This is a genomic window from Phycicoccus avicenniae (assembly GCF_018139485.1).
Classification (GTDB): Bacteria; Actinomycetota; Actinomycetes; order Actinomycetales; family Dermatophilaceae; genus Phycicoccus; species Phycicoccus avicenniae.
This window is the reverse complement of the sequence record NZ_JAGSNF010000001.1, coordinates 1-26,122: the sequence shown is the minus strand read 5'-3', so window position 1 is coordinate 26,122 and position 26,122 is coordinate 1. Positions and strand designations below refer to the sequence as shown.

The 26,122-nt window shown below is 73.9% G+C and carries 21 protein-coding genes and 2 tRNA genes; 10 read left to right on the top strand and 13 right to left on the bottom strand.

Annotation, left to right across the window (positions count from 1 at the left end; all coding sequences use genetic code 11):
* The first annotated feature begins 36 nt into the window (after nt 1-36).
* On the top strand, nt 37-1,185 hold the full coding sequence (locus KC207_RS00115) for an enolase C-terminal domain-like protein (protein WP_211600781.1): 1,149 nt from the start codon (nt 37-39) through the stop codon (nt 1,183-1,185).
* 15 nt (nt 1,186-1,200) lie between these two features.
* Here the strand turns inward: KC207_RS00115 and KC207_RS00110 are convergent, their stop codons facing one another.
* The 6 genes from KC207_RS00110 to KC207_RS00085 all read right to left on the bottom strand — a co-directional run bounded on the left by KC207_RS00110 (nt 1,201) and on the right by KC207_RS00085 (nt 8,184).
* Entirely contained in the window at nt 1,201-3,363 is a 2,163-nt protein-coding gene (locus KC207_RS00110; RefSeq protein WP_211600779.1) for a beta-glucosidase, read from the bottom strand.
* Between the two features lie 160 nt (nt 3,364-3,523).
* The gene (locus KC207_RS00105) at nt 3,524-4,288 is read right to left on the bottom strand and encodes an IclR family transcriptional regulator (protein WP_249138451.1); all 765 of its coding nucleotides are present in this window, start codon (nt 4,286-4,288) and stop codon (nt 3,524-3,526) included.
* A 50-nt stretch (nt 4,289-4,338) separates the two neighbouring features.
* Nucleotides 4,339-5,484 carry a glycerate kinase gene (locus KC207_RS00100; RefSeq protein WP_211600775.1) on the bottom strand — a complete coding sequence of 382 codons (1,146 nt, stop codon included), beginning with the start codon at nt 5,482-5,484 and terminating at the stop codon, nt 4,339-4,341.
* The gene (locus tag KC207_RS00095; RefSeq protein ID WP_249138488.1) at nt 5,481-6,449 is read right to left on the bottom strand and encodes a D-2-hydroxyacid dehydrogenase; all 969 of its coding nucleotides are present in this window, start codon (nt 6,447-6,449) and stop codon (nt 5,481-5,483) included. Before KC207_RS00095 ends, KC207_RS00100 begins: the two co-directional genes overlap by 4 nt.
* A complete protein-coding gene (locus KC207_RS00090) occupies nt 6,449-7,348 on the bottom strand; it encodes a 2-hydroxy-3-oxopropionate reductase (RefSeq protein WP_211600773.1) in 900 nt (299 codons plus the stop codon). The genes KC207_RS00095 and KC207_RS00090 overlap by 1 nt, the downstream gene beginning before the upstream one ends.
* Entirely contained in the window at nt 7,345-8,184 is an 840-nt protein-coding gene (locus tag KC207_RS00085; protein WP_249138450.1) for a hydroxypyruvate isomerase family protein, read from the bottom strand. The genes KC207_RS00090 and KC207_RS00085 overlap by 4 nt, the downstream gene beginning before the upstream one ends.
* 139 nt (nt 8,185-8,323) lie before the next feature.
* Here KC207_RS00085 and KC207_RS00080 point away from each other — a divergent pair, with 139 nt between their 5' ends.
* The 5 genes from KC207_RS00080 (at nt 8,324) to KC207_RS00060 (ending at nt 13,843) form a co-directional block, all read left to right on the top strand.
* The gene (locus KC207_RS00080; RefSeq protein ID WP_211600771.1) at nt 8,324-9,721 is read left to right on the top strand and encodes an FAD-binding oxidoreductase; all 1,398 of its coding nucleotides are present in this window, start codon (nt 8,324-8,326) and stop codon (nt 9,719-9,721) included.
* Entirely contained in the window at nt 9,718-10,152 is a 435-nt protein-coding gene (locus tag KC207_RS00075; RefSeq protein WP_211600769.1) for a GlcG/HbpS family heme-binding protein, read from the top strand. Before KC207_RS00080 ends, KC207_RS00075 begins: the two co-directional genes overlap by 4 nt.
* Nucleotides 10,149-12,311, top strand: a complete 2,163-nt coding sequence (locus KC207_RS00070; RefSeq protein WP_211600767.1) for a malate synthase G — start codon at nt 10,149-10,151, stop codon at nt 12,309-12,311. Before KC207_RS00075 ends, KC207_RS00070 begins: the two co-directional genes overlap by 4 nt.
* On the top strand, nt 12,308-13,069 hold the full coding sequence (locus tag KC207_RS00065) for an alpha/beta fold hydrolase (RefSeq protein WP_211600764.1): 762 nt from the start codon (nt 12,308-12,310) through the stop codon (nt 13,067-13,069). The genes KC207_RS00070 and KC207_RS00065 overlap by 4 nt, the downstream gene beginning before the upstream one ends.
* Nucleotides 13,070-13,165: 96 nt before the next feature.
* Nucleotides 13,166-13,843 (top strand): GntR family transcriptional regulator, encoded by a 678-nt coding sequence (locus KC207_RS00060; protein ID WP_211600762.1) that lies wholly within the window; start codon nt 13,166-13,168, stop codon nt 13,841-13,843.
* Between the two features lie 98 nt (nt 13,844-13,941).
* Here KC207_RS00060 and KC207_RS00055 read toward each other — a convergent pair whose 3' ends face one another.
* The 5 genes from KC207_RS00055 to KC207_RS00035 all read right to left on the bottom strand — a co-directional run bounded on the left by KC207_RS00055 (nt 13,942) and on the right by KC207_RS00035 (nt 19,957).
* Nucleotides 13,942-15,969 (bottom strand): alpha-amylase family protein, encoded by a 2,028-nt coding sequence (locus KC207_RS00055; protein ID WP_211600760.1) that lies wholly within the window; start codon nt 15,967-15,969, stop codon nt 13,942-13,944.
* A 19-nt stretch (nt 15,970-15,988) separates the two neighbouring features.
* Nucleotides 15,989-16,846, bottom strand: coding sequence for an alpha/beta fold hydrolase (locus KC207_RS00050; protein ID WP_211600758.1), 858 nt, complete (start codon nt 16,844-16,846; stop codon nt 15,989-15,991).
* Nucleotides 16,843-17,712, bottom strand: a complete 870-nt coding sequence (locus tag KC207_RS00045) for a carbohydrate ABC transporter permease (protein ID WP_249138449.1) — start codon at nt 17,710-17,712, stop codon at nt 16,843-16,845. The genes KC207_RS00050 and KC207_RS00045 overlap by 4 nt, the downstream gene beginning before the upstream one ends.
* The gene (locus tag KC207_RS00040; protein ID WP_249138448.1) at nt 17,709-18,581 is read right to left on the bottom strand and encodes a carbohydrate ABC transporter permease; all 873 of its coding nucleotides are present in this window, start codon (nt 18,579-18,581) and stop codon (nt 17,709-17,711) included. Before KC207_RS00040 ends, KC207_RS00045 begins: the two co-directional genes overlap by 4 nt.
* A 92-nt stretch (nt 18,582-18,673) precedes the next feature.
* On the bottom strand, nt 18,674-19,957 hold the full coding sequence (locus KC207_RS00035; RefSeq protein ID WP_211600755.1) for an extracellular solute-binding protein: 1,284 nt from the start codon (nt 19,955-19,957) through the stop codon (nt 18,674-18,676).
* A gap of 274 nt (nt 19,958-20,231) precedes the next feature.
* Between KC207_RS00035 and KC207_RS00030 the strand changes: the two genes are divergently transcribed.
* Nucleotides 20,232-22,403: a beta-galactosidase trimerization domain-containing protein gene (locus tag KC207_RS00030; protein ID WP_211600754.1), complete on the top strand. Its 2,172-nt coding sequence runs from the start codon at nt 20,232-20,234 to the stop codon at nt 22,401-22,403.
* A 290-nt stretch (nt 22,404-22,693) separates the two neighbouring features.
* Here the strand turns inward: KC207_RS00030 and KC207_RS00025 are convergent.
* A tRNA-Arg gene (locus tag KC207_RS00025) sits at nt 22,694-22,766 on the bottom strand.
* A 162-nt stretch (nt 22,767-22,928) separates the two neighbouring features.
* Here KC207_RS00025 and KC207_RS00020 point away from each other — a divergent pair.
* Both KC207_RS00020 and KC207_RS00015 read left to right on the top strand, forming a co-directional pair.
* On the top strand, nt 22,929-23,660 hold the full coding sequence (locus KC207_RS00020) for a response regulator transcription factor (protein WP_211600753.1): 732 nt from the start codon (nt 22,929-22,931) through the stop codon (nt 23,658-23,660).
* Nucleotides 23,657-25,159: a sensor histidine kinase gene (locus KC207_RS00015; protein WP_249138447.1), complete on the top strand. Its 1,503-nt coding sequence runs from the start codon at nt 23,657-23,659 to the stop codon at nt 25,157-25,159. The genes KC207_RS00020 and KC207_RS00015 overlap by 4 nt, the downstream gene beginning before the upstream one ends.
* Before the next feature lie 73 nt (nt 25,160-25,232).
* On the opposite strand, the gene KC207_RS00010 is transcribed toward KC207_RS00015, so the two are convergent.
* Nucleotides 25,233-25,721, bottom strand: coding sequence for a GNAT family N-acetyltransferase (locus KC207_RS00010; protein WP_211600752.1), 489 nt, complete (start codon nt 25,719-25,721; stop codon nt 25,233-25,235).
* A 134-nt stretch (nt 25,722-25,855) separates the two neighbouring features.
* Between KC207_RS00010 and KC207_RS00005 the strand changes: the two genes are divergently transcribed.
* A tRNA-Ser gene (locus KC207_RS00005) sits at nt 25,856-25,944 on the top strand.
* The last annotated feature ends 178 nt before the right edge of the window (nt 25,945-26,122 follow it).

Sequence of the window (26,122 nt, the reverse complement as noted above, 5' to 3'; positions counted from 1 at the left end):
TCGCTGGACGGGACATACATTCCGTAGGGTGGAAGAATGAATCCGCCCAACGAAAGCACGTGGTCCCCGGATCCGGTCGTCGACGTCCGGGTCGTGGAGGTGAGCGGGCCGGCTCCGGCCGACCCGCAGCCCTTCACCCGGTCCGCCGTCCTGACCTCTCGCTACGTCGAGGTCGAGACGGCGGCCGGGATCCGCGGGCTGTACGGTCCGATCGACCCCGAGACCGTCGAGCCGGTCCTCCGCCAGCTGGGCCCGCTGTTGCTCGGGCGGGACTCCGGCGCCCTCGGCGACCTGTGGCACCTGCTCGCGGGCTCGGACCGCCACGCCCACGTCGGCCACCTGCGCATGGCGCTGAGCGCGCTCGACAACGTGCTGTGGGACGTCCGGGGCAAGGCGCTCGGGCTGCCGGTGTGGCGTCTGCTCGGCGGCGGGTCGCGCACCGCCGTGCCGGTCTACGTCAGCACCCTGGGCAGCGACCTCGAGGCCGAGGCCGCCGTCCGGACCGGGCTCGAGCTGCGGGCCGAGGGCTACCCCGCCCAGAAGTGGTTCCCGCGGGACGGCGACACCGCCGGCGAGGAGGGTCTGCGCCGGAACGTCCGGCTGGCGCACGCGCTGCGCGAGGCCCTCGGGGACGAGGCGGACGTGATGTTCGACGCAGGAGGCGCGTGGTCGCTCGGCTACGCGACCGCCTGGGAGCAGCAGGTGCGCTCGGCTCGTCCGACGTGGCTCGAGGAGCCCTTCCGGCCGACCCACCTGGCGAGCTACCGCGAGCTGCGCCGACGGTCGCAGGTCCCCCTGACGGCCGGCGAGCACCTGTACGGCACCGCGGACACCCTCCCCTACCTCACCGAGGGTCTCGTCTCGGTCATGCAGGCCGACCCCGAGTGGTGCGGAGGGGTGTCCGAGCTGCTCCGCATCTGCACGCTCGCCGCGGCCTTCGGGATCCCCGTCATGCCGCACGGACACGGCCTGCACGCCGCGCTGCACGTCGTCGCGAGCCGGCCCGCGACCGAGGCACCACGGGCGGAGTACCTGCTGCACGTCATGCGCGACAGGCACCACTTCGAGCGCGACGCTCCCACGCCGGTCGACGGCCGCATCGCCCTCACCGAGGCCCCGGGGTTCGGCATCCGCCTCGCCGACGAGCGGGTCACCGCCCGGGCCACCCGCTCGGCGCGCGACTGAGCCCCGCGACGCCCGTCAGCCCCGGAGGTCGAGCTCCACCACCGCTGCGTCGTCCTCGCTCGAGGTGCCCACGTGGACCGCGTAGCGTCCCGGCCGGACCCGGAAGTCGCCGGCGGCGTGGTCCCAGACCGAGAAGGGGTGGTGCGACGCCGCGGGATCGACCGTCACCGTGACGCGTTCACTCCCGCCGACCGCCACGCGGACCTTGGCGAAGCCCACGAGGCGTCGGGGCGGCTGCCCGTCGACCGGCAGTCCCAGGTACACCTGGACGACCTCCGCCCCGTCGCGAGTGCCGGTGTTCCGCACGGTCACCGAGACCTCGACCGGCCGGGTGCCGTCCGGGGCGGCCGTCGCGACCGCCACGTCCTCGAGGGCGAACGTCGTGTACGACAGGCCGTGCCCGAAGGGGAAGAGCGGGGCGATCCCCTCCGACTGGAACCACCGGTACCCCACCCGCAGCCCCTCCGTATACCGCATCGTCGGGTAGCCCGAGCCCTCGTCCGTGCCCGGGTAGCGCACCGGGTCACCGTGGTGCATGAGGTCCTCGGCGCGGGCCGCGTAGGTCGTCGGCACCTTCCCCGACGGGTTGACGACACCCCAGAGCAGCTCGGCGACGACGTGCCCGTCCTCCGCCCCCTGGTTCCACACCTCGATGACGGACTCCGCCCGGTCGATCCAGGGCAGGAGCACCGGCGTCGAGTCCTTGAGGACGACGACGGTGCGCGGGTTCGCGGCGAGCAGTGCCTCGACCATCTCGTCCTGGCCGAACGGGAGCGACGGGGAGGCCAGGTCGACGCCCTCCGTGGCCACGAGACCCGCCATGACGACGACGACGTCCGCCGTGGCCGCCGCCTCCGTGGCCTCGGCGAGGTTCGACCGGTCGCGCTCCACGACGACGAGGTCGACCGTCGCGTCCGACCCCAGCTCCGCGAGGACGTCCCGGGTCCCGGAGAGGGGGTCGACCGTGTAGAGCGGGTCGACCTTCGAGGAGCCTCCCCCGCCCTGGCAGGCCCGACCGGCGTACTCGGCCATGCCGACGAGGAGGACCCGCCCCACCGATGCCGGCAGCGGCAGTAGGTCGACGTCGTTCTTCAGGAGCACGGCCATCTCGGCCCCGATCCGGCGCGCGACCGCACCGTGCCGCTCCGCCGGGATGGCGGTCGGCGCGTACGGCCGCTCGAACTGGCCGAAGCGGAACATCTGGGTGAACCGCCGGCTCAGGGCCCGGTCGACCGTCTCGATCTCGAGCGAGGTGTCCCGCAGCGCGGCCGTCACCGCCTCCTCGTTGAGCCACTTGGCGTCCGGCATCTCCAGGTCCATGCCGGCGTTGAGCGAGGGCGCCGCGGACCGGCACGACCAGAAGTCGGACTGGACGTACCCCTCCCACCCCCATTCGCTACGGAGGATGTCGGTGAGGGTGGCGTGGTTCTCCGTGGCGTACGTCCCGCGGATGCGGTTGTACGCACTCATGACGGCCGCGACCTCCGCGTCCTTGCAGCACATCTCGAACGGGATGAGGTAGAGCTCGCGCAGGACGTGCTCGTCGACGACGACGTTCGCCCGGAAGCGCTCGTGCTCCTGGTCGTTGAGGACGAAGTGCTTCGCCATCGCGATGACGTCGTGACCCTGGATCGCCTTCGTCACCTCGACGCCCATGACCCCGGAGAGGTAGGGGTCCTCGGAGAAGTACTCGAAGTTGCGTCCGGCGATCGGCGTCCGGTGCAGACAGACCCCCGGCCCCTCGAGCACGTGCTGCCCCAGGTGGGCGGCCTCCGCGCCGATGACGTCGCCGTACGCGGCGGCGACCGCCGGGTCGAAGGACGCCGCCACCCCGATGGTCATCGGCAGGGCGGTGGCGGGAGGCGACGGTGTCCCGTCCCCCATCCCCACGCCGACCGGCCCGTTCGTGACGCGCATCCGGGGCACACCGAGCTCGTCGATGCCGACGACGTGGCGGTCGATCCGGATCTGGGCCATGAGCTGACCCATCCGCTCCTCGTCCGACTCGTCGTCGGCGCCCGTGCCGATCGCGTTGGACAGGGCGTAGATGTCGACCGTCTCCATGTTCCCGTGCAGCTGGGAGATCTTCTGCTCCAGCGTCATCGCCGCGACGAGTGCCCGGGCCCGGTCGGCCGGCGGCAGGGCGGGGTTCTTCCAGTCGGGCAGGTGCTCGTCCACGAGGTCCTCCGTCGTCGGTCGGCCCGCGGGCCGGCGCGCCGGACCCGGTCGGGGTCGCGCCACGGTAGCACCGGAATGCCACAATTCGACAATCGGTTGCCAAACTCGAGACCTTGCCCGTCCGCTCGACGGTGCGCTTCGGACGTCACGTCCCCACGAGTCACTCCGGGAGGGTCGCGAGGACCGCGGCGAGCCGGTCGGCCGCCTCGCGCAGCGCCGGGACCATCCAGCCCGCGGCCTCGAGCGTGACGCGGGTGTCCGGCCCGGACACCGAGACGGCGGTCGGGGTCGGCGCGCCGGGGACGACGAGCGCGAAGCAGCGCACTCCTGGCTCCTGCTCCCCCTCGTCGACGGCGTAGCCCCGGTCGCGGATGCCCGCGAGGTCGGCGAGCAGCGCCGCCTCGTCGGTGAGGGTCGTCGCCGTGAAGCCCGGCATCCCCGCACGGCGCACGACGGAGAGCACCTCGGTGTCGGGCAGACCCGCGAGGAGCGCCTTCCCGACACCCGTCGAGTGCGTGTAGACGCGGCGGCCGACCTCGGTGAACATCCGCATCTGGTGTCGCGACGGCACCTGCGCGACGTAGGCCGCCTGCACCCCGTCGAGGACCGCGAGGTTCGCCGTCTCCCGGGTCGCCTCCTCGAGCTGCTCCAGCGCGGGACCGGCCCACGACGCGAGGAGGCGGGTCGCCTGGTCCCCGAGCCGGATGAGACCAGGGCCGAGGGCGTACCGGCGCGACGGGAGCTGGCGGATGTAGCCGAGCTGGACGAGCGTGCGCAGCAGGCGGTGCATCGTCGGCAAGGGCAGACCCATCGCCTCGGACAGCTCGCTGAGGCCGGCCTGGCCGCCGCGGTCACCGAGCACCTCGAGCAGCCCGAAGGCGCGCGCCACCGACTGCACGCCCCCGGTGGGCTGGACAGGCTCCACGTCCGAGTGCCTCGCTCCCGCTCGACTGGGGCCGACGATAGCGAAGCGCATCAGCCGCCCGGGCGCGTGCCGGCCGCGGCGAGAGCCGCGCCCGCGCGGGACAGCCAGTGCTCCGGTCGGGCCATCGCGTCGGCCTCGTCGCCGGCGAGGTCGACGAGCGAGACCGCCGAGAGGACGTGCTCCGGGGTGGTGCCGAGGCTGCCCGCCACGAGCGCCGCCGGCACACCGGCAGCGGCCGCCGCGGCGACGACGACCGCCGGGGCCTTCCCCCGGCCGGACTGCTCGTCGAACCGCCCCTCACCCGTCACGACGAGGTCGGCCCCGGCGAGTGCGTCGCCCAGCCCGACGAGGTCGGTGACCGCTGCCGCCCCCGGGCGCCGCTCGGCCCCCCAGACCGCGAGGGCGTACCCGACCCCGCCGGCCGCACCGGACCCCGGGGTGCCGGGGTCGCGGCCGAGGCGTCGGGCCCAGCCGTCGAGGGCGTCCTCGATCCGCTCGACGTCGGCCGGCGTCGCCCCCTTCTGCGGAGCGAAGACCGCGGCGGCGCCGTGGGGGCCGAGGAGTGGGGAGTCGACGTCCGTGAGGGTCAGGGCCCCACCCGGCGGCGGCGGGACGAGCCCGGCGAGGTCGACCGAGGCGACGGTCCCGAGGCCACGGGCTCCCGCCGCGACCGGCCGGCCCGCACCGTCGAGCAGCCGCGCCCCGAGCGCGACGAGCATCCCGGCACCCCCGTCGCTCGACGCGCTGCCCCCGATCGCGAGGACGAGCCGGTCGACTCCGTGCCCGAGGGCGTGCCGGACCGCCTCCCCGAGACCGGCGCTGCTCGCGTCGAGGGGCCGCATCGGCTCGCCGGGCGCGTACCGCTCGATCCCGCAGGCGAGGGCGAGCTCGACGACCCCGGTCCCGCCGTCGCCGTCGGGGACGTGCAGCCACTCCGCGTCCACGGCCCGGCCCGACGGGCCGGTGACCGTCACCGGCCGACGGACCGCGCCGGGGTGGGCGGCGGCGAAGGCCTCGAGCGTGCCCTCGCCACCGTCGGCGACGGGTCGCAGGACGAGGTCGTCGTCCGGCGCGACCGACCGCCACCCGTCGGCGAGCGCCCGTGCGGCACGGGCGGCCCCGACCGACCCCTTGAAGCTGTCGGGGGCGAGCACGACCCGGCGACGGCCGGGTCGGCCGTTGCCTCGGCCCGTCACGGCGCGTAGCCGCTGCGCTTGTCGACGACGTTGACGAGCGGTCGTCCCTGCGCCCAGCGGGCGACGTTGTCGACGAAGATGTCGACCGCCCGCGCGAGGGTCTGCGGTGTCGTCGCGGCGTTGTGCGGGGTGACGACGACCCCCGGGACGTCCCACCACGGCGAGTCCTCGGGCAACGGCTCGACCGCGTGGGCGTCCAGCCCGGCACCGGCGATCCGGCCCGACGTCACCGCCTCGAGGAGCGCGGCGTCGTCGACGACCTCGCCGCGCGAGATGTTCACGACGCGGGCGGTCGGCCGCATCACCGCGAGGACGTCCGCGTCCACCATCCCGCGGGTCTCCTCCGTGAGCGGCGCGGCGAGGACGAGGTAGTCGCACTCCGCCGCCATCGCCGCGAGGTCGCCGGGACCGTACATCCGCTCGACCCCGTCGGCGGGCCGGTCCGGACGGCTGCGCAGCCCGAGCACCCGCATGTGGAAGGCGGCGCACTTGAGCGCGAGGTCCCGTCCGGCCGCGCCCATCCCGACGATGCCGACGGTCTGGCCGGCGAGCTCGGGGTGCCGGCGTCGCTCCCAGGTGTGCGCCCGCTGGGCGTCGAGCCACCGGGGCAGGTCCCGGTCGAGCACGAGCATGAGCATGAGGGCGTGCTCGGCCAGCGGGACGGCGCCGTTCCCCGCCGACGTCGTGAGGACGACGTCCTCCGCCGCGAGGGACCGGGGCGAGAGGTCGGCGTCGGCGCCCGCGGTCCACAGGTGGTTCCAGCGCAGTCGTCCGGCGAGCGCGAGGTCGTCGGGGTCGAGGTGGCCCGCCCAGGCGTCCGCCCGGGCGAGGAGGTCTCGCCCCGGGGTGGTCGTGGCCACGACCTCGACCCCGGGGGCCGCGGCCCGGACCCGCCCGAGGTCCTCCTCGCCCATCGGGGCCTGGGCGACGACGAGCAGCCGCCCATCGGGCTCGCCGGGCGGCATCACGCCTCGCGTCCGAGCTCGGTGTCCCGGCCGGAGAGCCGCTCGACCTGGAGCAGCAGCGCGGAGTGGTCCAGGCCGCCCCCGCCCTGGGCCCGCAGCGAGGCGACGAGGTCGGCGACCTGCGACCCGACCGGCACGGCCACACCGGCCGCCCGGGCGGCGTCGAGGACGATGCCGAGGTCCTTGTGGTGCAGGTCGACCCGGAAGCCCGGGGCGAAGGAGCGGGAGAGCATCCCGGCGGCCTTCCGCTCGAGCACCGTGCTTCCCGCGAGACCGCCGCCGAGCACCTCGACGGCCGGCTCGAGGTCGACGCCGTGGGCGTCGAGGAAGACGAGGGCCTCGGCCACGAGCTGGAGGTTGCCGGCGACGATGAGCTGGTTCGCGGCCTTGACCGTCTGGCCGGCGCCGGAGGGACCGACGTGGACGATGGTGCGCCCCACGGCCTCGAGGACCGGCCGGACCTCCTCGAGGTCTGCGGCGTCCCCGCCGACCATGATCGACAGCACGCCGTCGACGGCCCCCGCCTCACCCCCGCTCACGGGGGCGTCGAGCGGCCGGACGCCGCGCGCCCGGGCCGCGTCGGCCACCGCGCGCGCCACGTCCGGGCGGATCGTGCTCGCGTCGACGTGGATCGTGCCCTCGGAGGCGTGCGCGAGGACGCCGTCCTCGCCGAGGACGACCTCCTCCACGTCCGGGCTGTCGGGCAGCATGGTGATGACGACGTCGGCGCCGCGCACGGCGTCGGCGACGGTGTCGGCGCCGCGGCCGCCGGACTCGACGAGCGCGGCGACCTTCCCGGGCGAGCGGTTGTAGCCGACGACGTCGTGGCCGGCGCGGACGAGGTTGGCCGCCATGGGGGCACCCATGACCCCCAGCCCGATGAATCCGATGGTGGTCATGCGAGGTCCTTCCAGTCGTGGAGGTCGAGGTGGTCGAAGGGGTCGCCGTCCGTGGTGCACTCGAGGGCGACGCGGCCGGTGTAGCCGACCGACCGCAGCCGCCGCAGCCAGTCACGGATCGGTAGGTCCCCGGTGCCGGGCACGCCCCGGCCGGGGGCGTCGGCGACCTGGACGTGGGCGGCCACGGCCCCGAAGGTCTCGATCGCGGCCCCGACGTCGTCGCCGTTGGTCGCGAGGTGGAACAGGTCGAGGAGGACCCCGAGGTTCGTCGGCCCGCCGTGTGCCGCGACGCGGTCGACGACGTCCGCGGCCTGAGTCGCCGTGCGGACCGGGTAGGCGGCCGCGCCGCTCACCGGCTCGATCATGAGGATCCCGTCGAAGGTCTCGAACCGGGGCGCCAGCGCGGCGAGCGAGCGGACCGCGAGCGCGTCCTGCTCCGCGGCGTCGTGCCCCTCGAGACGGTTGCCGTACAGGACGTTGAAGCGGCGCGTGCCGAGCCGCTCGGCGATGCGGACCGCCACCCGGGCGCTCGCGTCCAGCTCGGCCTCACGCCCGGGCCAGGACAGCACCCCGCGGTCGCCGGCCGGCATGTCGCCGGCGAAGAGGTTGAGGCCGACGAGAGCGACGCCGGCGTCCTCGACGGCGCGGACGAGGGCGTCCACCTCGTCCGCCGCGGGGTCGGCGGACGCGAACGGCCACCAGAGCTCGACGGCGTCACCTCCGGCCTCACGCACCCGGCGCAGCCGCTCGGGCAGCGGACGGTCGGTCATGAGGATCGAGCAGTTCACCGCGAGCGTCCGCCCGCCGGCGTCCGACACGGGGTCGTCGGTCGTCACGTGGCCTCCAGGGGTCGTGTGTCGTCTTTATTGACTGACAATCAGTCTTGCATGACGTTCTTGTCGAGCGCCACGATCCTTGCCCATGCTTCCATATCGTGGAAGACTGTTTCCGATTTCAGCAACGAAAGGAGCCTCCATGCCGGTCGACGCCCCCACCGTGGCCGCGGCGCTCGCCGACGTGCTGCCCGCCGAGGCGCTCGTCACGAACGCCGACTCGATGCAGGCCTACCGCTGGGACCGGGCCAACGACCCGGGCGCCGGGGAGCCGGCCGTCGTCGTGCGGGCCCGCAGCACCGCGGACGTCCAGGCGGCGGTCACCGTCGCGGCCCGGCTCGGCGTGCCCGTCGTCCCGCGCGGCGCCGGGTCCGGCCTCTCCGGCGGGAGCTCCGCCGTCGACGGGTGCGTCGTCGTCTCGCTCGACCGCATGCGGGACATCGAGGTCGACCCCGTGACGCGCGTGGCCGTCGCCCAGCCGGGCGCCTTCAACGCCGAGGTGAAGATGGCTGCCGCGGCCCACGGCCTCTGGTACCCGCCGGACCCCTCGTCGTACGAGTTCTGTTCGATCGGCGGGAACGTCGCGACGAACGCCGGCGGGCTGTGCTGCGTCAAGTACGGCGTGACGACCGACTACGTCCTCGGGATGACGGTCGTGCTCGCCGACGGTCGCGCCGTCCGCCTCGGCGGGCCGCGGCTGAAGGACGTCGCGGGCCTGTCGCTGACGAAGCTCTTCGTCGGCAGCGAGGGGACCCTCGGCGTCGTCACCGAGGTCGTCCTGCGCCTCGTCCCGGCCCAGCGGACCCCGTCGACCCTCGTCGCGACCTTCCCCACCCTCGCCGGGGCGACCGACGCCGTCCTCGCCACGAGCCGGACGCTGCGCCCGTCGATGCTCGAGTTCATGGACCGCGTCTCCGTGAACGCCGTCGAGGACGAGACCCGGATGGGCCTGGACCGCGACGCGGCCGCGATGCTCATCGTCCAGTCCGACGAGCCCGAGGCCGCGGGCGCCGCCGAGATCGCGGCGATCGAGGGGCTCTGCCTCGAGCACGGCGCGAGCGAGTGCTACACGACGAGCGACCCCGACGAGGGCGAGGCCTTCGTCGTCGCGCGCCGGATGGCCATCCCCGCCGTCGAGACCAAGGGCCGGCTCCTCCTCGAGGACGTCGGCGTCCCCCTCCCCCGGCTCGGCGACCTCGTCCTCGGCATCGAGCGGATCGCCGCCGAGGCCGACACGACGATCGCCCTCATCGCGCACGCCGGCGACGGCAACACCCATCCGCTCGTCGTCGTCGACCCCACCGACGAGGACCAGCAGCGCCGCGCCGAGGTCGCCTACGGTCGGGTCATGGACCTCGCGATCGAGCTCGGCGGCACGATCACCGGCGAGCACGGCGTGGGCCGGCTCAAGCGGCCCTGGCTCGAGGACTACCTCGGCCCCGACGTCCTCGAGCTCAACCAGCGCATCAAGGACGCCCTCGACCCCCAGAACATCCTCAACCCCGGCGCCGTCCTCGGCGCCCGACAGGAGACCCGATGAGCGACACCGGTCACACCACCGTCCCCGTCGTCACCTACGAGCTCGCCGCCCGCACCGTCGCCGTCGCGATCGACGCGGCCGCCCGGGCCGGCGTCCGTGGCGTCGTCACCGTCGCGGACCCGATGATGGCGATGGTCGCCTTCGGCCGGGCCGACGGCGCGACCCCCCACTCCGTGGAGACGAGCCGCCGCAAGGCGATGACCGCCGCGTCCACCCGCAAGCCGAGCGCCGCGATGGTGCCGGAGCTCGCCGTCGCCCTCGAGCACGGCACGGGCGGCCTCCTCACGAGCATCGCCGGCGGCGTGCCGATCGTCCTCGACGGCGTCCACGTCGGAGGCCTCGGGGTCGCCGGCGGCCGACCGGACCAGGACGCGGAGATCGCCGCGCAGGTCCTCGCCGAGATCGGCGCCGACACCGGGATGCTGCAGTGAGCGCCCGGGTCGAGCGGGCCGGGCTCGCCGTCGCCGAGGAGCTGGCCGCCTGGGTCGAGCACGAGGGACTCGCCGGCACCGGCATCGAGGCGGAGACCTTCTGGCAGGGCCTCGCCGACCTCGTCCACGACCTCGCACCGCGCAACCGCGGCCTCCTCGAGGTCCGGGACGACCTCCAGGCCCGCATCGACGCCTACCACGCGGAGCACCCGGGCCGGCCCGACGCCGGGCACTACCGGGCGTTCCTCGAGGAGATCGGCTACCTGCGCCCCGCACCCGGGCCGTTCGCCGTCTCGACCGAGGGGGTCGACGACGAGATCGCGCTCGTCGCCGGGCCGCAGCTCGTCGTGCCGCTGCTCAACGCCCGGTTCGCGATCAACGCCGCGAACGCCCGCTGGGGCTCGCTCTACGACGCCCTCTACGGCACGGACGCCATCCCTGACGAGGGCGAGACCCGCCAGGAGGGTGACTACAACCCGGCGCGGGGCGCCGTCGCGGTCCGGCGTGGCCGCGAGCTGCTCGACGAGGTCGCCCCGCTCGAGAGCGGGTCGCACGCGGACTCCACCCGGTACCGGGTCGTCGACGGCGCCCTCCTCGTCACGACCGCGGACGGGGAGGCCGCGCTGCGCGAGCCGTCCACCTTCGTCGGTCACACCGGCGACGCCGACTCGCCCACCGCCGTCCTCCTGCGCCACCACGGCCTGCACGTCGAGGTCGTCCTCGACCGCGAGCACCCGATCGGCCGGGACGACGCCGCCGGGGTCGCCGACGTCGTCCTCGAGTCCGCCGTGACGACGATCATGGACCTCGAGGACTCGGTCGCCGCCGTCGACGCCGAGGACAAGGTGCTCGGCTACCGCAACTGGCGCGGCCTCATGGACCGCAGCCTCACCGAGGAGGTGAGCAAGGGCGGTCGCACCTTCACCCGCCGGATGCACGAGGACCGCACGTACACCGGACCGGACGGGTCACCCGTCACCGTCCCCGGCCGCTCCCTCCTCCTCGTGCGCACCGTCGGCCACCTCATGACGACGGACGCGGTGCTCGACCGGGACGGGGCCGAGGTCCCCGAGGGCGTCCTGGACGCGGCGATGACCGCCCTCGGCTCGCTCCCGGACCTGCGGCGGACGGGCGACGGCAACTCGCGCGCCGGCTCGATGTACGTCGTCAAGCCGAAGATGCACGGGCCCGACGAGGTCGCCTTCGCCGTCGAGCTGTTCGAGCGCGTCGAGGACCTCCTGGGCCTGGCCCGGGGCACGATGAAGATGGGGATCATGGACGAGGAGCGACGCACGAGCGTCAACCTCCGCGCCTGCATCCACGCGGCTCGCGAGCGGGTGGTCTTCATCAACACCGGGTTCCTCGACCGCACGGGGGACGAGATCCACACCTCGCTGCACGCCGGCGTCATGGTGCCCAAGGGCGAGATGAAGGCCCAGCCCTGGCTCGCCGCGTACGAGCGCTCGAACGTCGACGCGGGCCTGGAGGCCGGGCTGCTCCGGCACGGTCAGATCGGCAAGGGCATGTGGGCGATGCCCGACCTCATGGCCGACATGCTCGAGCAGAAGGTCGGCCACCTGCAGGCGGGTGCGACGACCGCCTGGGTGCCTTCGCCGACCGCCGCGACGCTGCACGCGCTGCACTACCACGCGGTCGACGTCTTCGCCGTCGCCGACGAGCTCGCCCGGCGCGACCCCGAGCCGGTCGACGACCTGCTGCGGCTGCCGCTCGCCGACGCGCCGCCCGCCGACGACGTCGTCGCGACCGAGCTCGACACCAACGTCCAGTCGATCCTCGGGTACGTCGTGCGCTGGGTCGACCAGGGCGTCGGCTGCTCGAAGGTGCCGGACATCCACGGCACCGCCCTCATGGAGGACCGTGCCACGCTGCGGATCTCGAGCCAGCTCCTCGCGAACTGGCTGCACCACGGTGTCATCGACGAGGACCGGCTCGACGAGAGCCTGCGCCGGCTGTCGGCGGTCGTCGACGAGCAGAACGCCGGCGATCCGGGCTACGAGCCCCTGATCGGCGACGACGGTCCCGGGGTGGCCTTCGAGGCCGCGCGCCGGCTCGTCGTCGAGGGGGCCCGCCAGCCGAGCGGCTACACCGAGCCGCTCCTGCACGACCTGCGCCGGCGCAAGAAGGCGGGCGCCCGGTGACCGCGCTGCACCGGACGGACACCGGCCCCGCCGGCTCCGGGGAGCCCGTCCTGCTGTCCAACCCCCTCGGCGCCCCGTTGGAGGTGTGGGACGCCCTCGCTGACGACCTGGCGGCCGACCACCGCGTGCTGCGCTACGACCCGCCGGGACACGGTCGCTCGCCGCTGCGTGAGGGCGTCGACGTCGACACGCTCGCCGACGCCGCACTGGAGGTGCTCGACGCCGCCGGGGTCGAGCGCGCCCACGTCGTCGGGCTCTCGCTCGGGGGCATGGTCGGCATCGCGCTCGCCGCCGCGCACCCCGAGCGGGTGGCCTCCCTCGGCGTCCTGTGCTCGAGCGCGTACTTCGCCGACAAGGCGACCTGGGCGTCGCGGGTCGAGCAGGCCCGCGCGGACGGCCTCGAGCCCCTCGCCGACGGCTCGCTGGCCCGATGGTTCACCCCCGAGTGGGCGAGCGCACACCCCGACGGGATGGCCGAGGCGCGGCGGCAGTTCCTCTCGACCGACCCGGAGGGGTTCGCCCGCAGCGCCGAGGCCGTCGGCGCGCTCGACCTGCGCGACCGGCTCGCCGACGTCGTCGCGCCGACCCTCGTCGTCGCCGGGTCGCAAGACCCCTCGACCCCGCCGTGGATGGGCCGCGAGATCGCCGAGGGCGTCCTCGGCGCGCGCTACGAGGAGCTCGACGGTGCGCACTGGCTGCCGGTCGAACGGCCGGCGGACGTCGCCCGACTGCTCCGCGAGGGCTTCGCCCGCGCCTGAGCTCCGCGCCGCGTGCCGGTGCGCGACCCCGGACGGTCCGCGCACCGGCACGCACCGATGTCAGACAATCTGACAATCAGGTGCCATACTGGCGCGATGACTGCCGGCTCCCCCTCGATCGCCGTCGCGACGACCACGCTCACCGACGCCGTCTACGAGTCGCTGCGCCACCGCATCGCCACCGGTGAGGTGCCGCCGGGGGAGCGGGTGACCGAGGCGCGCGTCGTCAGCGAGTACAACGTCGCGCGGCCCACGGCGAAGGCCTGCATCGAGCGCCTCGTCGCGACCGGGCTGCTCCAGCGGGCGGCGCACAAGTCCGCGACCGTCACCGTCCTGGACCTCGACGACATCGACGACCTCTTCTTCGCGCGGTTCACCGTCGAGGACGCCGCGGCGAGGCGCCTCGCCGCGACCGGCGAGGTGCCCCGGTCCATGCACGAGGCGCAGCACGCCCTCGACATCGCCGGGGAGTTCGACGACCGCCCCGGCCTCGTCAAGGCCGACATCGCGTTCCACTCCTCGATGGTGCGGGCGAGCGGCAGCGAGCGGCTCACCCGCATGCACGCGCTCATCACCGGCGAGATCCTCCTCACCATCGGCAGTCACGGGCACCAGAAGGCCCGGATCAGCAAGGTCGCCGCCGAGCACGCCGCCATCCTCGAGGCCCTGCGGTCCCGCGATCCCGAGACCGCGAGCCGCCTGCTGAGGGCACACCTCGACGCCGCCCACGAGCGGGTCCGCGACGCGTACGAGGCACGCGCCGGGACGTCCTGATCTCGGTTGGTCCTTCCCGCCGTCGACCGGGGCGCCGGCCCCGGCGGCACGCGCCGCGAGCCGGTGCCGCCCGGTCCGACGGCGCGGCTGACGGTGTGTCAGTCGACGGTGAGCACCTCGAGGACGCCGTCGAGCCCGACCTCGACCCGGGTCCTGCCGTCCGGCAGCGAGGACACCGGGAGCTCCACGCCGGCGACGAGCGCCCGTACGCGGCTCACGGGGACCCCGGCGGCGAAGGTCACGGCACCGCGCACCGGGACCGGCGGTCCGGTCCGGTCGGGCCGCCCCCCGGTGTGGTTGACGAGACTCACGACCATCGTCGCCCCCGACCTCCCCGCCGTCACCTCGACGGGCGCCGGCAGGTCCGTGACGAACAACAGGTGGTCCCCGAGCAGCGCGAGCGTCTCGGCGACGACGACCTCGGCGACGGAGGCGAGGCCGGAGCGCCGGAACGTCGTCCCGACCGTCCACGGCAGCTGGGTGGTCCGGCCCGCGCCGTACGTGCCGCGCAGGACCGTGGGGGCGTCGTCGCGCGGCCGGTTCCCTCCCGACACCTCGGGTGGCCCGAAGGGTGACCGGGTGCTGAGCACCGCGTCACCCGTGACCGTCCCGCCGACGGGGACGACGACGTCGAACCGACCGAGCACCGGCAGCAGCGTCGTCGAGACGCCTCCGTCGGCCGGCCCGACGTAGCGACCGCCGAGCGCCTTCTCGTCGGTGACCGCCTCCACGAGCGAGGCGGCCGGGGCGCAGGAGAGGACCGGTCGGCCGTCCTCGAACGACTGCCCGGTGAGCAGCACCGCTCCGCCGGACTCGACGAACGCGTCGATCGCGGCCGCGAGCCGCGGGCCGAGCCCGGCGGTCCCCGGGACGACGAGCAGCCGGTAGCGGCCGAGCAGGTCGGGGTCGGCGAGCCGGTCCCGGTCCTGCAGGCCCAGGACGTCGAAGGGGACGTGTGCCTCCTGGAGGGCGGAGTACAGGCCCCGGTACTCGGTGAAGTCGCTGCCGGACTGCATCGCGGCCATCGCCGTCCCACCCTCGGGGCGCAGCAGCGCGACCGGGGCCGCGGAGCGGAAGGCGTCGTAGAGCCGGTCGTGCCGGACGAGGAGACCCAGCAGGTCCGACGCCCCCGGGATGCACGGGTAGCGGCCGAGGTCGACGTCGCCGATGACGACCGTCGACGGCCAGGCCCCCCGCGAGAGCGCCTGCGCGGCGTAGCGGCGGAACTGGTCCGGCTGCTCGGCGACCTGGCGGTGCGCGAGGCCGACGTTGGCCGAGGAGTGGACGACCGACGGGACGGGCGGGTCGAGGGCCCGGTGCAGGCTCGCGAGCTCGCTCGGGGTGTGCACCCACCATCGTTCGGACTCCCCGCCGAGGTGGCTGTTCGTCTCGAGGAAGGCGATGTCCATCCGGACGTCGGCGAGCATGAGCGGCGTGCCGGGCCGGATGTCGTTGACGACCTCCCGGTACCGGTGCGCGAGCCGGGTGAGGTGGGCCCGGGAGAGCTCGAGCCACTCCTCGTAGCCGGCCCCGCCCCGTCCCGACGGGTGCGCCAGGTCGGGGTGGGCCTCCCGCATCGCGGCGACGCAGCGGTCGCACCGGCACACCCCGTGGTAGTCCCCCTCGTAGGACACCTCGGGGTACTGGAGCCAGTTGAAGAAGACCCCCTGCGGCTCGTACCGGGTGACGAAGTCCCGCAGGATCTGCGGGACGTGCACCTCGTGGTAGTCGCTGCGGGGGCAGATGGCGGTGAGCCCGTCGGCGACGTAGGGACGCCCGTCGGCGCCGACGAAGCGCCACTCCGGGTGGTCCTCGAGCAGGTCCGACGGCAGGCGCGAGAAGTCGAAGCGGGACAGCACCCGCACACCGTGCCGGGCCGCGGCCGCCATGACGTCGGCGACCAGGTCGCCCGAGGCCCGCTCCGCGAGCCCCGAGGCCTCCCGCTGGACCGGGTTCGACGTCGGGTAGAAGGACATGATCCCGCCCGCGTTGCACAGCCACGTGTCGTACCCGAGCCCCGTCATCTCCGACAGTGTCCGCTCGACGTCGAGGCCGGCGTCGACCTCGCGCAGGTTCGTCTGGAACAGCCGGAACGGGTGGGTCCACCACTGGTCGTGGTCGGTCATCGGCGGCCTCTCGTGGGGGTCAGGGACGGGCCAGCGGTGCGTCGTCCGGGCTCTCGACGGTCGCCCTCGCCATGTGCGCGACGACGAGCGCGGCCAGGTCCTCCGGCGCCATGGCCTGGACCATGTGCGCCGCGCCCGGGACGACCTCCAGGCGGGCGTCCTCGATGCCGCGCACGAAGACCTCGCCACCGGCGACCGGGGCGGCGGGGTCGTGCTCGCCGCAGACGACGAGGGCCGGACACCGCACGTCGTCGAGGAGCGGGCGCAGGTCGGTCGCCCCGAGGAGCTCGCTGAGGGCAGCGTAGGCGTGGTCGCTCGTGCCGAGGAGCATCTCGCGGTAGGCGGCGACGACGACGGGGTTCGCCGCGGCGTAGTCCGGGGTGAACCAGCGCCGGAGGACGTCGGTCGCGATGCCGCGGGTGCCCCACTCCTCGACGAGCCGCCGGCGGTCGGCCCACATCCGGGGGTCGAGCCGCGGCCCCGAGCCGATGACGCTGATCGAGGCGATGCGGTCCGGAGCCCTCGCCGCGAGCGCGACGGCGCACATGCCGCCGATCGACACGCCGGCGACGTGCGCCCGCGCGATGCCCGCGCGGTCGAGGACGGCGAGCACGCCGTCGACGAGGGCGTCCATCGTCACCGGGACGTCCCGGGCCGGGGAGCGCCCGTGCCCGGGGTAGTCGAGACAGAGGACGGGGCTCCACTCGGTGAGGTCGTCCAGGAGTGGCTCCCAGATCGCCGTCGTCGTCGCGAGCGAGTTGAGCAGCACGAGGGGCTCGGCCGGCGTGGCCCGGCGGGCCGGGAAGTGCGCGCTGTGCCACGTCGACGCCCCGCCGAAGGGGGCGGTGCCCCGGTCGGCCGCCTCCGCGGCGCTCACTTGATCCCCGTCGAGGCGATACCGGCGACGAAGTAGCGCTGGAAGAAGATGAAGACGATGACGATCGGCAGGATGGTCACGAGCGACCCGGCCATGAGCGGCCCGTAGCTCACCGCCCCCTCGCTGCTCGACAGGGTCGCGAGCGCCACCGGCAGCGTGTACATCTCCTCGCGCTGGGCGACGACGAGCGGCCACAGCAGGTTGTTCCACGAGGTGACGAAGGACAGGATCCCCACGGTGGCGATCGCCGGCCGGCACAGCGGGAAGACGATCCGGAAGAAGATCCGTCCCTCGCCCGCCCCGTCGATCCGGGCCGCCTCGAGGAGCTCGTCGGGCAGCTGCCCGATGAACTGCCGCATGACGAACACCCCGAGCGGGGTGACGAGGAACGGCAGGATGAGCCCGGCGTACGTGTTCGTCATGTTGAGGAAGGCGACGGTGACGAACAGCGGGACGAAGAGCATGAGCGAGGGGATCATGAACGTCACGAGGACCGCTCCGAACACGAGCCGTCGCCCGGGGAAGGGCAGCTTCGCGAGGGCGTAGCCGACCCCCGACGCGAGGACGATGTTGCCCGCGACGATGGCGGCCGAGACGACGACGCTGTTGAGGAAGTACCGGGGGAACAGCGGGTCGGACCACAGCGCCCGGAAGTTCTCGCCGGTCCACGTCCCGGTGAGCCAGCTGCCCTGGCGGAGGATCTCGCCGGAGGGCCGGAACGAGCTGGCCGCCGTCCACACGAGCGGGCTAAGGGTGATGACGACGCCCAGGAGGAGCAGGGCGTAGAGCACCACCCTCGCCAGGCGGTCGGGGTCGCGTCCGGTCGCCGGGGCGGGGCGGACGGTCTCGTCGGTGGCGGCACTCACGTGCGACTCCTCAGGAGGCGGAACTGCAGGAAGGACAGGAACGCGATGAAGGCGAAGAGCAGGTAGCTCGCGGCCGAGGCCGCCGCGTACCGCCCGTAGCCGAACTCGTTGAAGATGTACATCGCGGCGGACGTGGTGCTCCCGAGCGGGCCGCCCTGAGTGATGACGTAGGGCTCCTCGAAGACCTGGATGATCGCGACGGTGAGCAGCACGGTCGCGAGCAGGATGCTCGGGACCATGAGCGGCACCGTGATCGAGAACAGCCGCCGCCAGGTGCCCGCGCCGTCGATCTCCGCGGCCTCGTAGAGGTCGTCGGGGATGGCCTGGAGGCCGGCGAGGAAGAGCACCATGATGAGGCCGAAGAGCCGCCAGATCACGAGCAGGGTGACCGTGGGCAGGGCCCACGTCGTGTCGCCGAGCCAGTCCGGACCGTCGATGCCGACCGTGTCAAGGAGCCCGTTGACGACGCCGTTCCGGTCGAAGAGCAGCGTCCACACCACGGCGATGGCGACGATGCTCGTGACGACGGGCACGTAGAAGGCCGTGCGGAAGAACGTCTTGAACCGCCGGATGCCGCGGTTCAGGGCGACGGCGATGAGGAGGGCGACGACGATGGTCACCGGCACCGCGACGACCGCGATCGCGGCGGTGACGAGCATCGCCCGACGGAAGTCCGGGTCGCCCAGGACTCGCGCGAAGTTCTCGAGCCCCACGAAGTCGACGTAGAACGGGTCCCGCAGGTCCCGGCTCGTCATGTTCGTGAAGCTCATGAAGAGCGACCAGAGGATCGGCCACGCGCTGAAGACGAGGAAGACGAGGACGAAGGGCAACGAGAACGCCCAGCCGGCGATGGCCTGCGACCGTTGCATCGACGTCCGACGTCGCCTCCGCGGTGGCGTGGTCACGCCCTCGGCCATCGTCTCCTCCTCCTGGCGCGGTCCCTCCAGCGTCGGGGCCGTGCTCACTCGCCGGTACCGATCCGCTCGGCCTCGTCCTGGATCGCGGCGGCGGCCTCCTCGGGCGTGATGACCTCGCGAGCCACCTGCTCGGCGTACTCGGCGATGACGTCACGGACCTCGGTCCACGTGAGGACCTTGGGGGCCGGGACGCTCTCCTCGAGCTGCGCGGCGAAGGCCTGGCCCTCGGCCGAGTCGGCGAGGGGCCCGGAGTTCCAGGAGTCCCGGGCCGCCGGCAGCACGCCGGAGACGTCGTACGCCTGCTGCTCCGCCTCGACGGTCGTCGCGTACCGGATGAACTTCCACGCCGCGTCGGCGTTCTCGGCACCTTCCATCACGGACAGGGTCGAGCCGCCGAGGTAGCCCGCGTTCGACTCGGGGCCGGCCGGCAGGGGGGAGACGCCGATCTTGGACTCGTCGCCGTCGAGCGCGTCGAGGGCGATGCCGTAAGAGTAGGAGCCGGTCGTGTAGGACCCGACCCTGCCGTCCGCGAGGTCGGCCTCGACCTCACCGGCAGCCGTGATGGTGTACGTCGGGTCGGCGACACCCTCGCGGAAGAACCGCTGGTAGTGGTCGAGCGCCTCGACGACCTCCGGGCTGTCGAGGACGAAGTTCCCCTCGTCGTCGACGACGTTCCCGCCGGCCTGGAAGATGAGCGGCAGCACGGTCTGCCAGGCGCCGACGCCGGTCGTGAACTGGGCGTTGCCGATGTCGACGCCCTCCTCCTGCATCGCGCCGGCGAACTCGACCGCCTCGTCCCACGTCGTCGGGGCCTCCAACCCGGCCTCCTCGGCGATGTCCTCGCGGAAGTAGTACGACTGCACCGTGACGTACCAGGGCACTCCGTAGAGGACGTCGTCGAAGGTCGCCGCGTCGAGTGCGCCGTCGAAGTAGATGCTCGTGTCGACCAGGTCCGCGGGGACGGGGGCGATGGCCCCGTTCGTCACGAAGGTCTGCAGGCCCGTCGAGGGCTGGACGATGTCCGGGACCTCGCCGCCCGCGACGGCGGTGTCGATCTTGCGCGGGAGGTCGTCGAAGGTGATCGGGGTGATCGTCACCGTGACGTCGGGGTTCTCCTCCTGGAACGTCTCCGCGAGGGCCTCGAGGGTCTGCCCCTCGTTCTCGGCCGCCCAGACGACGATCTCGCCGGTGGCGGGGGAGCTGTCGACGGTGGCGGTGGGTGCTGCGGTCTCGCCGCCCTCGCGCTGGCCGCAGCCGGCGAGCATGGCTGCTCCGACCGCGATCCCGGCGGAGGTCGCGACGGCGCGCTTCAGGATGCCTCTGTCCACGGTGATGACCTTCCTCGTTGAAGTGATCGCTCGAGTATGGGCACCCGTAAAGTTGTCTGTCAATAGGACACGTCTAACAAGACAATCACGGGCCGGCCCCGCGCGCGGGGGCGTGGGTGTCCCTTCGCGGCCCATCCGGTGGACCTGATGTTGACTGACAGGTTTACCTGTCGGACTATCGTGGTCTCGGCAGCGGCGCCATCGCAACCCGGGCGACGCGCCGTCACCTCCCGCCCCTGGCGGGACCACGACCCGCGACCCGAGAGGCCACCCGATGTCCGCATCCCCCTCCCCCGCAGCACGACTGTCCGGGCTCACCCGCGTCGGGCAGGTGAACCTCACCGAGGCCGACGTCCCCCTCGTCGACGTCGACTTCTGGCTCGACGTCTGGACCCGGGCCCGGCTCGAGGCCGTGCTGCTCAACTGCGGCGGGATCATGGCCTACCACCCGACCCGACTCGAGGGTCACCCCGTCGCCGCCGGGGTGGACCGCCGCGACGTCTTCGGCGAGCTCGTCGCCGCGGCCCGTGGGGCCGGGATCCAGGTGGTCGGCCGTCTCGACGTCGGGGTCGTCGACCAGCGGTTCCGCGACCTCCACCCCGACTGGATGATGACCGACGAGCACGGCCGCTCGCGCACCCTCAACGACGTGACCGGAGGGACGTGGGGCGAGCCGGGCGGTCACCGCCTGGAGAACCAGATGTACTACTCGTGCATCAACTCCGGACTCTTCGACGACTACCTCCCCCGGCTGCTCACGGAGGTCGCCGAGGGATACGACGTCGCCGGCTTCTTCACCAACGGCTTCCCCACGGTCGCGCTCGCGACCCCGTCGCTGCGGATGGCGTGCCACTGCGATGCCTGCCGTCGACTGTGGGCCGAGGCGAGCGGCCAGGAGGCCTACCCCGCGGCCGACGACCCCGACGACCCGGTGTTCCGGCGCTACGTGCGCTTCCTCCAGGAGACGTCCCTCACGCGGTTGCGTGACCTCCAGGCGTACACCCGCTCGCTCGGGGAGGGGATGACCTTCATCACCTCGGCCACACCGACCCTCCGCGGCGGGCTGCCGTGGCGGGAGTGGGCCGACGAGCTCGACCTCGTCTTCTGCGACAACCAGGACCGGTCCGGCAACTACGGGCGGCTGGCGCCGTCGCACGCGCTGTGGGAGGTGGGGCTCAGCTCGGAGATCCTCCGGTCCGTGGCCGAGGCGACACCCACGCTGCGCATCCAGGCGACCTACCGGTTCCGCGGCGGGGGTCGCCACACGGCGAAGGAGCCCGCGGAGCTGCGACTCCAGATGGCGCAGGCCCTCGCCCACGGGGAGCTGCCGGTCTGGCACGCCGTCTCCGCCCGCCAGTACCGACGGAGCTGGATCGACGGGGTCGTCGCGCTCGACGCGTGGGTCGCCGAGCACGCTCAGGTGTTCCGTGACCGGCGACCGGTCGCCGACATCGGCGTCCTGTGGTCCCAGGCGAGCTCGTGGCTCGCGGACTGGGGTTGCGCGCACCCCGGGCCGGAGCACGGCGACGCCGTGTCCGGCTGGTACCTCGCCCTGCTGCGGAACCGGGTTCCCACCCAGCTCGTCAACGCCGACTCGGGAGAGTCGTGGGACGACCTGCGGACCCTCGTCCTGCCGAGCGGGCTGTCGCTGTCGGTCGAGGCCGTGGACCGGGTCTCGGCGTTCGTCGCCCGCGGTGGCTCCCTCGTCGTCGTCGGGACGGCCGGCATGCTCGACGAGTGGGGTCGGCCGCACGAGGGGGACCCTGTGGGCCGCGCGGCCGGCGTCCGCCGCGAGCCGCCCGCGCCGGACGGCTTCGACCTCGTCTCGTACCTCCGCCTCGGCGACGATCCCTTCGCCCACACCCTCCTGCCGGGGTTCGAGCCCGACGAGGTCGTGACGGGCGGAAGCTGGGTCACGCGCTTCGAGACCGACAACCCGACCTCCCTGGAGTGGACCCGCTCGGAGCACATGATCCCCACGCACGCGGCGGGCCTGCCCGCCGGGAGCGGCCGGTCCGTCCTCGCGACCTCGTCGACGGGCGGGTCCCGGACGGCGTACCTCGCGACGGACCTCGACGCGCAGTTCTTCGTCCACCGCACGGTCGACCACCGCACCCTCTTGGGAAACCTCGCGAGGTGGACCCTCGAACCGACGGGGCCGCTCGTCACGGTCGAGGGTGGGGGGTACGTCGACGTGCGCTGCTGGGAGACCCCCGGCGGCCCCGTCGTCGTCCTCGTGAACCTGGACAACGCCGGCACCAACGACGAGCCCGTCGAGTCCTTCCGTCCGCTCGGCCCGTTCACGGTGACGGTGCACGTCGCCGCCACGTCCGTGCGGCTGCTGCGCGCCGACGTGGAGGCCGCGCTCGAGCACACCCCCGACGGTGTCCGCTTCGTGGTGCCGACGGTCGAGGACCTCGAGGTCGCGACGCTGACGACCGGCTGAGTGCGGGTCGGCCTTCCGGCCCGGACAGGCTGCGCAGCTCGTCGGAATGCGATCCTCCGCGGCGGACGCCGTGTCCGTCGTCATCGTCGAAGACCACCTCCTCGTCGCCCACTCGATCGCCGCTGCCCCAGACACCACCGAGGGGCTCATCGGCCCGGCCAACGGGATCCGGGTCGTTGACCTCGTGCGGGTCCGCCCGCACGAGGGGCGCGGCCCGGGGGAACACGCCGGAGCCCCCGGTCGCGATGCGCGGCCGGGGGCTCCGTCATGTGCTCGACAGGGGCACAGTGCGCGCCCGAAGGGATTCGAACCCCTAACCTTCTGATCCGTAGTCAGATGCTCTATCCGTTGAGCTACGGGCGCCCGTCGCCCGAGGGCGACGCCAGGGAAGACTACCGGAGCCCGCGGCCGCCGAGAAATCGTGTCCGGCCCGCCCCGGACGGTGCCCGCACGGAGCTCCCGATGCACAGGAAGCACACAGCGGACCCATGGACTCCGGACGACGCCGGGGTCGACACTGCTCCCATGCCCGCGAGCCGGACCGCAAACGCCCTGACCCGTCCCGACGGCGGCGCGGTCCGCGTCCTCGTCGTCGACGACGAGCCGCACCTCACCGAGCTGTTGTCGATGGCCCTGCGCTACGAGGGGTGGGACGTGCGGACCGCCGCATCGGGGCTGCAGGCCGTGCGGACCGCGAAGGAGTTCGGCCCGGACGCCGTCGTCCTCGACATGATGCTGCCGGACTTCGACGGCATGGAGGTGCTGCGCCGGATGCGCGGCGAGGACCCGGACGTGCCGGTCCTCTTCCTCACCGCCAAGGACGCCGTCGAGGACCGGGTCGCCGGGCTCACCGCCGGCGGGGACGACTACGTGACGAAGCCGTTCAGCCTCGAGGAGGTCGTCGCCCGGCTGCGCGCCCTCATGCGCCGGACCGCGGTCTCCGCGCGGGACGAGGACTCCCTCCTCGTCGTCGGCGACCTCACGATGGACGAGGACAGCCACGAGGTGACCCGCGGCGGCGCGGAGGTCCGGCTCACGGCGACGGAGTTCGAGCTGCTGCGCTACCTCATGCGCAACCCGCGACGGGTGCTGTCCAAGGCCCAGATCCTCGACCGGGTGTGGAACTACGACTTCGGCGGCCAGGCCAACGTCGTCGAGCTGTACATCTCCTACCTGCGCAAGAAGATCGACGCCGGGCGCGCCCCGATGATCCACACGATGCGCGGCGTCGGCTACGTCCTCAAGCCCGCGGAGTGAGCGCCCCCGTGCCCCGGCGGCGCCCCGACCTCCGTCCGTCCCGGTGGACGCTGCGGGCGAAGCTGCTCGGCGCGGTCCTCGTGCTCTTCACCGTCGGCATGCTCGTCACGGGCGCCTTCACCGTGCTCGAGACGCGGCGCTACCTCGACGCGCAGCTGGCGGGCGACCTGCGCAGCGCCCTCGCCCGGGTCGGCGAACGCGGAGGTCTCGGGGTCCAGCCCGACGGCGACGACGACGACCGCGGCCGTCCCGGGCCGCCCGGCGCCCCGGGCGCGGACAGCACGCTCGTCCTCGCGCTCGCGGCGGACGGCTCCGTCGCCTCCGTGGGCGGCGCCCCGGTGAACTACGTCGTCGAGCGCGACGGCGGAGGTGGCCGCCTCGACGACGACCAGATCGCCCGGCTGCGCGCCGCGGCGGGCGGCGGCGAGCCGGTCCGCGTGCCCCTCGGCGACGGCGTCGGCGAGTACCTCGTCACCTCGGCCGCCGTCCGGGGCGGCGGGACCGTCGTCGTCGGGGTCTCGACGGAGCCGGTCGACGAGCTCCTCGCGCGGCTGCTCGCGCTCGTCGTCGGAGGGACCCTCGTCGGCCTCGTCGTCGTCGGGGTCGGCGGCGCCGTCGTCATCCGCCGCAGCCTGGCCCCGCTCGACCGGGTCGCGACGACCGCGCAGCAGGTGTCGGCCCTCCAGCTCACCGAGGGCGACGTCTCCCTCGCCGTCCGGGTCCCGGCGGGCGACGCCGACGGGCGGACGGAGGTCGGGCAGGTGGGCCTCGCGCTCAACACGATGCTCGACGACGTCGAGGCCGCGCTGCGCGCGCGGCAGGACAGCGAGACCCGGGTGCGTAGGTTCGTCGCGGACGCCTCGCACGAGCTGCGGACCCCGCTCGCCTCGATCCGCGGGTACGCCGAGCTCACCCGTCGCGAGCCCGAGCCGGTCCCGGACGGGGTCACCCACGCGCTCGGCCGGGTCGAGGCGGAGGCGCTGCGGATGCAGGGGCTCGTCGAGGACCTCCTGCTGCTCGCCCGCCTCGACTCCGGCCGGCCGCTGGAGCGCGAGCCGGTCGACCTCTCCCTCCTCGCCGTCAACGCGGTGAGCGACGCCCACGCCGCGTCGCCGGACCACCGGTGGGGCCTCGACCTGCCGGACGACCCCGTCGAGGTGCCCGGCGACGCGGCCCGCCTCCACCAGGTCCTCGCCAACCTGCTCGCCAACGCCCGGACCCACACCCCGCCGGGCACCCGGGTCGACCTCGGCGTCCGACCGGAGGGCGACCTCGTGCGGCTCACCGTGTCCGACGACGGGCCGGGCATCCCCGACGACCTCCGGCCCACCGTGTTCGAGCGCTTCACCCGCGGCGACGACTCCCGGAGCCGGGCCCAGGGGTCGACCGGCCTCGGGCTGTCGATCGTCTCCGCCGTCGTGTCGGCCCACGGCGGGCGGGTCGACGTCGAGTCCCGCCCGGGGGCGACGACGTTCTCGGTGCTCCTGCCCGCCGGATGAGGCCGGGCCGGGGCACCGACGCGCGCCGCCGACCGCCCTCGTCCGCCCTCCGGCCCGAGGTCGGGACCGGGCGTCAGAGCGCCAGCCGGAACCCCAGCAGGTCGACGCCGTCGCGGGGGGTCCAGTCGAGGGCGGGGTCGCGGGTGAAGCCGAGCCGCTCGTAGAGCCGGTGCGCCGACGTCATCCACGTGCCGCTGGAGAGGACGAGCGCCGGGCAGCCGTCGGCCCGGGCCCGTCGGACGCACTCCTCGCTCAGCAGCCGGCCGACGCCGGCGCCCCGCGCCCGCGGGTCGACGGCGAGGGTGCGCACCTCCGCCTCGCCGGGGACGGCGACCTCGGCGAACGAGGAGCCGGGCGGGACGTAGGTGACCGTGCCGACGACGTCGTCGCCGTCGGCCGCGACGAGGAGGACCGCGTCCCGGTCCCGGGCGGCGGCGTCCCGCAGGGTCGCGGCGTAGGGATGGTCGGGGGTGATCCGCCCGTCGGCCGCGTAGGCCTCGACGGTGAGAGCGCCGACGGCCTCGAGCTCGTCGGGCTGGACGGGACGGACGACGACGGTCATGGCGTCATCATCGCCCGCCGACGCGTCACCCGGTGCACCGCCGGCCGCCTTCTCGCCACGGCCGGGCCGTCAGGCCGCCATGCCACGGTCGCTTTGCCCGTCGGGTGGGGCGACGGATAGTCTGTCCGGGCGTTGGAGGCGTCGCCTAGTCCGGTCTATGGCGCCGCACTGCTAATGCGGTTTGGGTTCATCCCCATCGAGGGTTCAAATCCCTCCGCCTCCGCACACCAGGATCCCCCGGTCGCTCCCGAGCGGCCGGGGGATCCCTCGTCCATCGTCGCCCGTCGCGCCGTCGCCCCCGGTCGGTGCCGACGGTCGAGACGTCAGGACGTGGGCGCCTGGCGGTCGAGGGGTCACGACGCGCCGGGGGCCCACCCGGGCGCCCAGGGTGTCGTGCCCCC